We start from the raw sequence: 6,354 nt of genomic DNA on the forward strand, positions 1-6,354 counted from the left end.
TTAGCCTGTTTATACCTTTAATTCGCCACTTTAATAGTATAGCCACTGGCTGAACGAGAATAAGCCAAGTATACTCAAACAAATTGATAAAATTTATTATTGAGGCAACAGCCATTATGCAAAGTGAAGCGAGAACTCGGTGGGCATGCCGCCGCGGAATGTTAGAATTAGACGTTATTTTTATGCCGTTTATGGACAATCACTATGCGAATTTACCGGAATCGGAACAACTCATCTTTCAACGTTTGTTGGAGGGGGATGACCCTGAGTTATATGCTTGGTTTATGGGGCATGAAAAGTGTGAAGACGCTGAATTAGCCGCAATGGTCAAAAAAATCCATAAACTAAATGGCGCACTCGTCTAACAATAGATTGAACGTTAAAGAAAAGGACTTCTGTGCAACATCAAATTTCGCTGACGCCGAATCGGGTGATTATCCTGCCTGTTTTTGCCATTTCTGCTGGCTACTTCACCTTGCTGAACTACAGCTTATTCAACTTAACAACAGCCGCAAAAATTATCGTATTCTGCAGCTGTGTCGTGCTGGCGATATTGTTGTATCGGTGGGTTTATAAAAATATCCCTAAATCTTTTTTAATCACACAATCAGGCAAAATTTTGTATCAACAAATAGCCTACACGCCCAATTTGATTATGGATAACTTTCTTGGTTGGTTTTGCTTAAAGCTTACAAGCTCAAGTGGGGCAGAGCATCTTTGGCTGTTACATATCAGCATGTTAACAAGCAAAGATGCATCAAGGTTTAGGCGATTATTGCGGTGATAGAATGGTTGGCTTAGCTTCTTCCTTGCTGTTTGGATAATCTAAGTTGTAGTGCAAACCACGACTTTCATCCCGTTGCATTGCACAGCGAACAATTAATTCGGCAACATCAAGTAAATTTCGCAACTCCAACAAATTATTACTGACTCGGAAGTTTGCGTAATAATCTTTTACTTCTTGCTGCAACAGTTCAATACGGCGGATCGCGCGTTCTAATCGCTTATTTGTTCGAACAATGCCAACGTAATCCCACATCAACAAGCGCAGTTCGTGCCAGTTATGTTGAATCACAACTTCTTCATCACTATCACACACTTGGCTTTCATCCCAACTTGGAATAACAGGATAATGGGAAATATCAAAACCACTGTTTATTATCTGTTTTGCTGCGGCTTCGGCAAAAACTAAACACTCTAACAAAGAGTTACTTGCCATACGATTTGCACCGTGCAAGCCAGTGTAGGCAACTTCACCAACGGCATATAAATTTTCGATATCGGTTTGACCATTTAAATCTGTCATTACGCCACCACAAGTGTAGTGCGCGGCAGGTACAACCGGAATGGGATGTTTACTGATGTTAAGACCAAATTTTTTGCATTTTTTGTAAATATTTGGGAAATGCTGTTTGATAAAGTCTTTTGGTTTATGGCTGATGTCTAGGTACATGCAATCAGCGCCTAAACGTTTCATCTCGTAGTCAATTGCCCGTGCGACAATATCGCGCGGTGCAAGCTCTGCTCGGTCGTCAAATTCAGGCATAAAACGGCTGCCATCTGGGCGGCGCAAGTAAGCCCCTTCACCACGCAGCGCTTCAGTCAACAAAAAGTTTTTTGCATCAGGGTGATACAAGCAGGTTGGATGGAATTGGTTAAACTCCATATTGGCAACGCGGCAGCCCGCACGCCAAGCCATTGCAATGCCATCACCGCTGGCAATATCTGGGTTAGAGGTATATTGATATACTTTACTCGCACCACCTGTTGCCAACACAACTTTGGCTGCTTTAATAACTTCAACTCGCTCGCTGGTGCGGTTCCAAACATAAGCACCATAAACTTTCTTACCTGTTTGTTTTATTTTTTTGTCGGTAATTAAATCAACAGCGTTGTAACTTTCGAATATGCGGATGTTTTGGTGCATTTGTGCGGTGCGAATTAAGGTTTTCTGCACCGCCTTACCTGTTGCATCGGCTGCGTGCAAAATTCGTCGGTGACTGTGGCCCCCTTCGCGAGTAAGATGGTATTTTTCATGGCCATCTGCTGTTGTCACAGTATCAAACGGAACACCATAAGAAATTAACGTTTCTAGGCTGCGCCGCGCATTTTCGGCGGTAAAGCGCACAGCGGGTTCATCGCATAAACCAGCACCTGCAACTAGGGTATCTTGCACATGCGATTCAATGCTGTCGTTTTTATCAAATACAGCTGCGATGCCACCTTGGGCATAATAAGTTGAACCTTCTTTTAGTTTTGACTTACTAAGTACAATAACATTTGCAGTTGACGCTAAACGTAACGCCAAAGTTAAGCCAGCGGCACCGGCGCCGATGACTAGCACGTCACATTTATGCTCAAGCGGAGTTTGATTAGTCATGTTTATATTTCACAATCCGTATATTCTAGGTAGATTGTAACCTTAAAAAAATTTTTTAGAACTTTTTCTAGTTTATAGTGTCTATCAACACATACTAGCGAAAATAAACGATTCGCAAAAATAATTAGTGAAGTAAAGCAGGAGTACAGGCACATATTATGAAGCCGGAAGTTACCGACCAACAATTGGTTGAACGTGTACAGCGCGGTGATAAGCAAGCATTCAACTTGTTGGTGCAAAAGTATCAACATAAGGTGACTAGCTTGGTATCGCGTTATGTTAAGCACCCGGGCGATATTGCTGATGTAGCACAAGAAGCTTTTATTAAAGCCTACAGAGCCATTCCAGGTTTTAGAGGTGAAAGTGCTTTTTATACTTGGCTTTATCGAATTGCCGTTAACAGTGCTAAAAACTATATTGCTTCGCAAGCTCGAAAAGTGGCTGTGAATGATATAGATGTAGCTGATGCAGAATTTATCGATAGTGCAGATGCACTTCGAGTGAACAGCTCGCCAGAGCAGTTGATGATGTCAGATCAAGTTAAACAAGTTGTTTTTAAAACCATTGATGGTTTACCTGACGACTTAAAAACAGCTATCACCTTACGAGAGATAGATGGATTGAGTTATGAAGAAATTGCAGATGTAATGGAGTGTCCAGTAGGGACAGTTCGCTCACGGATTTTTAGAGCTCGTGAAGCGATAGATACAAATTTACAGCCTCTTTTAGCAAGATAGATTCTAGTTGGAAAAGTGAAGTGACTATGAGTTCAAAAAGTAAAGAAAACATTTCGGCTTTCGTTGATGGACAGCAAGATAACCCACAAGTTATCGACAAAATGAAGCAAGATCCTAAGTTAGCAGAATGTTTTGGTCGTTATCATATGATAGGTGATGCCATGCGTAATGAGTTGCCCAGTCAACTTAACCTAGGTATTGCAGATAGTGTAATGCAGGCTATCGACAAAGAACCTGTTGTACTGGCTCCAAACGCTAGACAAACTGCCAATCAAGCAGAACAAGCGGCTAAAAGTAAATCGACCACTTCAAGTAAAGTTGTGCAGTTGTTTAAACCCGCGCTACAATACGGCTTAGCAGCATCGTTTGCGGCTGCGCTTGTTGTTGGATTCCAAATTGAGCAAAACAATACATCGGTTGAAGTACCGCAACCCGTATTACAAACATTTCCAATTGGTGGTTCGTTAGATCCAGTGAGCATGCAGCAAGTGCAAAGTGTACAGTCAGTGAGCTCATATGATGCAATGCAACAAAGGCAACGTATTAACGCTTATATTATGGATCATGCGCAGCAACTGAAAACACGCCAGCATGAACCTATGGCCGCAAAGCCGACTAAAACCCAATTAGAGCAACACAAAGGTGATTCGTCTGAAACTACTCAATAACTTGACGAATACTCAGCCATACCAGAGCGCAAATACGCGCTCTAGCAGCCACCAAAACCTTTCGGCTTGGTGGTTTGTTTTTTTTAGGGCGAGTATTTTTGGTCTACTGTTAGTCCATTTTGGTTTAAAAGCCAATACGGATGACGCGCACGAATGGCTATTGCGAATGCAAGAAAGCTCACAAACCCTTAACTACGAAATTTCATTTGTGGTCGTAAATGGCAATAAGGCAGACCCTTGGCGCTGGTTTCATGGCACGGTTGGCGACAATGAATTAGAAATCTTAACTGCGCTTAATGGCCCAGGCCAACAACTGATCCGTAAAAACCAAGTGATTACCTACTTGCAGCCAGAGCAGCCCGCATACAGTATTAAAGATACCATTACCGATGGGCCAATTCCTGAATTGGTAAGGGCAAATATCGAGCAAATATCGCTGAGTTATGACTTTCACTTAGTCGGTAAAAGCCGAGTGGCAGGATTACCGGCGAGGTTAGTTCGCATTATAGCTAAAGATAACCATAGGTATAATTATTGGTTATGGTTGCACGAAGACACTGGCTTATTGTTAAAATCAGCGATTGTTTCTGAAAATGGCGAAGCGCTAGAGCAGTTGCAGGTATCAAACGTGCAAGTATTTAGTGAGCCAAGTGAAATCATCACTGAGGTCGATAAAGCAGATTTACCCGAAGCTGTGATGATTAAAAACAGTGCGCCAATGCAAAATATGAATTGGCAAATTGGCTGGGTACCACCTGGATTTGAGCCAGTTAAAGTTGACCGACATTATTTGTATGGCACCAATAAAGAATTGGTTGACTATGTAATGTTGTCTGATGGGGTTGTGTGGTTTTCAATTTATTTAAGACAAATGGAATCTGGTGAAACAGTTAAGCCAGTGGCGTTTAATTCAGGCGCTAATAGTTATTTAACTCAACAAATTCAACAAGCCGAAGTGACGGTTATAGGTAAAATACCAGCAGAAACAGCACAGCGAGTTGTTAATGCGATTAGTTGGAAAGAGTAACTCACAGCATGATGTATGAAAAAGCCGTAGTTGCACAGCGCTACAACCAACAACTTATATGGGTTGAAAGCCAAGTTAAAACAACCTGCGGCACATGCCAACACAACAAAAACTGTGGCACAGGGGTGTTGGCAAGCATGATGGCAAAAAAAACCAATAGAGTTCTGGTTGAATGCGTTGAGCATGTTGAAGTAGGTCAAGAAGTGACAGTTGCCATCCCAGAACACAACCTATTGGCTGCATCTTGGCTATTATACGGCTTGCCGCTTATTAGTTTTATGTTAACCCTGATGGTTGCACAACTATTTAATTGGCATGAGTTGTTAGTGTTGTTAGCAAGCTCAACAGTAATGGCCATTGCATTTAGCTCGGTTAAAGGCCTACAAAAACGCTTTAAATCTACTCAAATTTTACCCCATGTTGTGCAATCAGTTGGTGGCATTCAATATCAATGCAGTGACAATTAAACTTTATAAGTAAGCTGAACTCTTCTCCCTCCGATACATCCTCTCAGATTTTGTTAATGACCATCAGCTTGTTTGAGTTGTTTGGCTTTTATGTGTGATAAATTCAAACATATTATGTTTGTGGTGTTGGTGATTCAGTTAAACTTACTTGTTTATTCAATATAGATGCTGCATTCCCATTTATAGTGTTGAGAGGCAACAATGATATTTAAAAAAATAGAAAAGAAATTAACCGGTTGGCAAGCTGTTTTATTAATAATCAGCCCAGTGTTTTTATTAGTTTCAAGCATTTGGATTTATGCTGGTTATCAATTAGATGAAGATATGAAGGTTGTGAATACCGTGAAGGGCGAGTTAGTGTACTACCGTGACCCTACAGGCAAAGGCACCAGTACATATGTCTATTTGCATATTCGCCGATTCGATTCAGGTGAGCTTTTGAAATTGACTGCTTATATTAAACCAAAGTTGAAGCAATTGCTTCAACAATACAAGGGACCAATAAAAGCGAATGTTTTTGGACCATTGGACGGTAGGTTTGTACTGGTGTCTCATGCGCATACCCGCGACTTTTACACCATCACAACTGAGCATGAAGACTATCGTAAACAGCAAGAAATTATATGTGCATTTCACCCAAAATATATATCGCAAGAGATACCTAGGTGCACATCAGACTTAAGACCTTTTTTGAACCAAGCCAATTATGCTCGGTAAATTAGGAGCATGCTTGTTTTACTGTTTGTTGGATTTAAAACTAGGTAAATTTTAACGTTTGTTACCAAACCAATATTAATTATTGATTTTTATATATATGGTATTTTTTGCCCACTTTTACTCGCTTGCTTTAGTCGTTCGGCTTTTTGTTTGAGCTCTTGGTGCGTGCCGCTCCATTCTTTGCTGGCGTTGGATGGCATTTTACAGCCATCAATGGCAAACATGTTATGACCAATTAAATTCTCTTGCTCACAAATCATTAAAACTTGGGTAAACAATGGCTCTATGTTGGTGTTCATATTCGCGACAAAGCTGACAATAGAGGTAGTTATCAACAATATGGCTTAAGGCATATTCG

7 protein-coding genes and 1 pseudogene are annotated in these 6,354 nt (G+C 40.9%); 6 read left to right on the top strand and 2 right to left on the bottom strand.

Translation table 11 applies throughout. From position 1 onward, the window contains the following. The first annotated feature begins 116 nt into the window (after positions 1-116). On the top strand, positions 117-365 hold the full coding sequence (locus DS2_RS02400) for a succinate dehydrogenase assembly factor 2 (protein WP_035013014.1): 249 nt from the start codon (positions 117-119) through the stop codon (positions 363-365). 407 nt (positions 366-772) lie between these two features. Here DS2_RS02400 and nadB read toward each other — a convergent pair whose 3' ends face one another. Continuing rightward, positions 773-2,380, bottom strand: a complete 1,608-nt coding sequence (gene nadB, locus DS2_RS02410; protein WP_035013016.1) for an L-aspartate oxidase — start codon at positions 2,378-2,380, stop codon at positions 773-775. A gap of 158 nt (positions 2,381-2,538) precedes the next feature. On the opposite strand from nadB, the gene rpoE reads away from it, so the two are divergent. From rpoE to DS2_RS02435, 5 genes are all read left to right on the top strand, one after another. Beyond that, a complete protein-coding gene (rpoE, locus tag DS2_RS02415; protein WP_016955403.1) occupies positions 2,539-3,117 on the top strand; it encodes an RNA polymerase sigma factor RpoE in 579 nt (192 codons plus the stop codon). Positions 3,118-3,143: 26 nt separating this feature from the next. Continuing rightward, a complete protein-coding gene (locus tag DS2_RS02420) occupies positions 3,144-3,785 on the top strand; it encodes a sigma-E factor negative regulatory protein (protein ID WP_035013017.1) in 642 nt (213 codons plus the stop codon). Next, positions 3,760-4,812, top strand: a complete 1,053-nt coding sequence (locus DS2_RS02425; RefSeq protein ID WP_051479539.1) for a MucB/RseB C-terminal domain-containing protein — start codon at positions 3,760-3,762, stop codon at positions 4,810-4,812. Before DS2_RS02420 ends, DS2_RS02425 begins: the two co-directional genes overlap by 26 nt. An 8-nt stretch (positions 4,813-4,820) precedes the next feature. Continuing rightward, positions 4,821-5,279 carry a SoxR reducing system RseC family protein gene (locus DS2_RS02430; protein ID WP_051479540.1) on the top strand — a complete coding sequence of 153 codons (459 nt, stop codon included), beginning with the start codon at positions 4,821-4,823 and terminating at the stop codon, positions 5,277-5,279. Positions 5,280-5,480: 201 nt separating this feature from the next. Further along, positions 5,481-5,996, top strand: a complete 516-nt coding sequence (locus tag DS2_RS02435) for a hypothetical protein (RefSeq protein WP_035013018.1) — start codon at positions 5,481-5,483, stop codon at positions 5,994-5,996. A gap of 116 nt (positions 5,997-6,112) precedes the next feature. On the opposite strand, the pseudogene DS2_RS02440 reads toward DS2_RS02435, so the two are convergent. After that, positions 6,113-6,322 (bottom strand): annotated as a pseudogene (locus DS2_RS02440) (transposase); the annotation flags it as partial. Positions 6,323-6,354 lie beyond the last annotated feature (32 nt).

The sequence above is a fragment of the Catenovulum agarivorans DS-2 genome, from assembly GCF_000568405.1.
Taxonomy (GTDB): domain Bacteria; phylum Pseudomonadota; class Gammaproteobacteria; order Enterobacterales; family Alteromonadaceae; genus Catenovulum; species Catenovulum agarivorans_A.

Excerpts from the sequence above, each read along its gene's own strand:
- rpoE (WP_016955403.1), top strand. The coding sequence starts at position 2,539 with ATGAAGCCGGAAGTTACCGACCAACAATTGGTTGAACGTGTACAGCGC.
- DS2_RS02430 (WP_051479540.1), top strand. The coding sequence starts at position 4,821 with ATGATGTATGAAAAAGCCGTAGTTGCACAGCGCTACAACCAACAACTT.
- nadB (WP_035013016.1), bottom strand. The coding sequence starts at position 2,380 with ATGACTAATCAAACTCCGCTTGAGCATAAATGTGACGTGCTAGTCATC.
- DS2_RS02420 (WP_035013017.1), top strand. The coding sequence starts at position 3,144 with ATGAGTTCAAAAAGTAAAGAAAACATTTCGGCTTTCGTTGATGGACAG.
- DS2_RS02435 (WP_035013018.1), top strand. The coding sequence starts at position 5,481 with ATGATATTTAAAAAAATAGAAAAGAAATTAACCGGTTGGCAAGCTGTT.
- DS2_RS02400 (WP_035013014.1), top strand. The coding sequence starts at position 117 with ATGCAAAGTGAAGCGAGAACTCGGTGGGCATGCCGCCGCGGAATGTTA.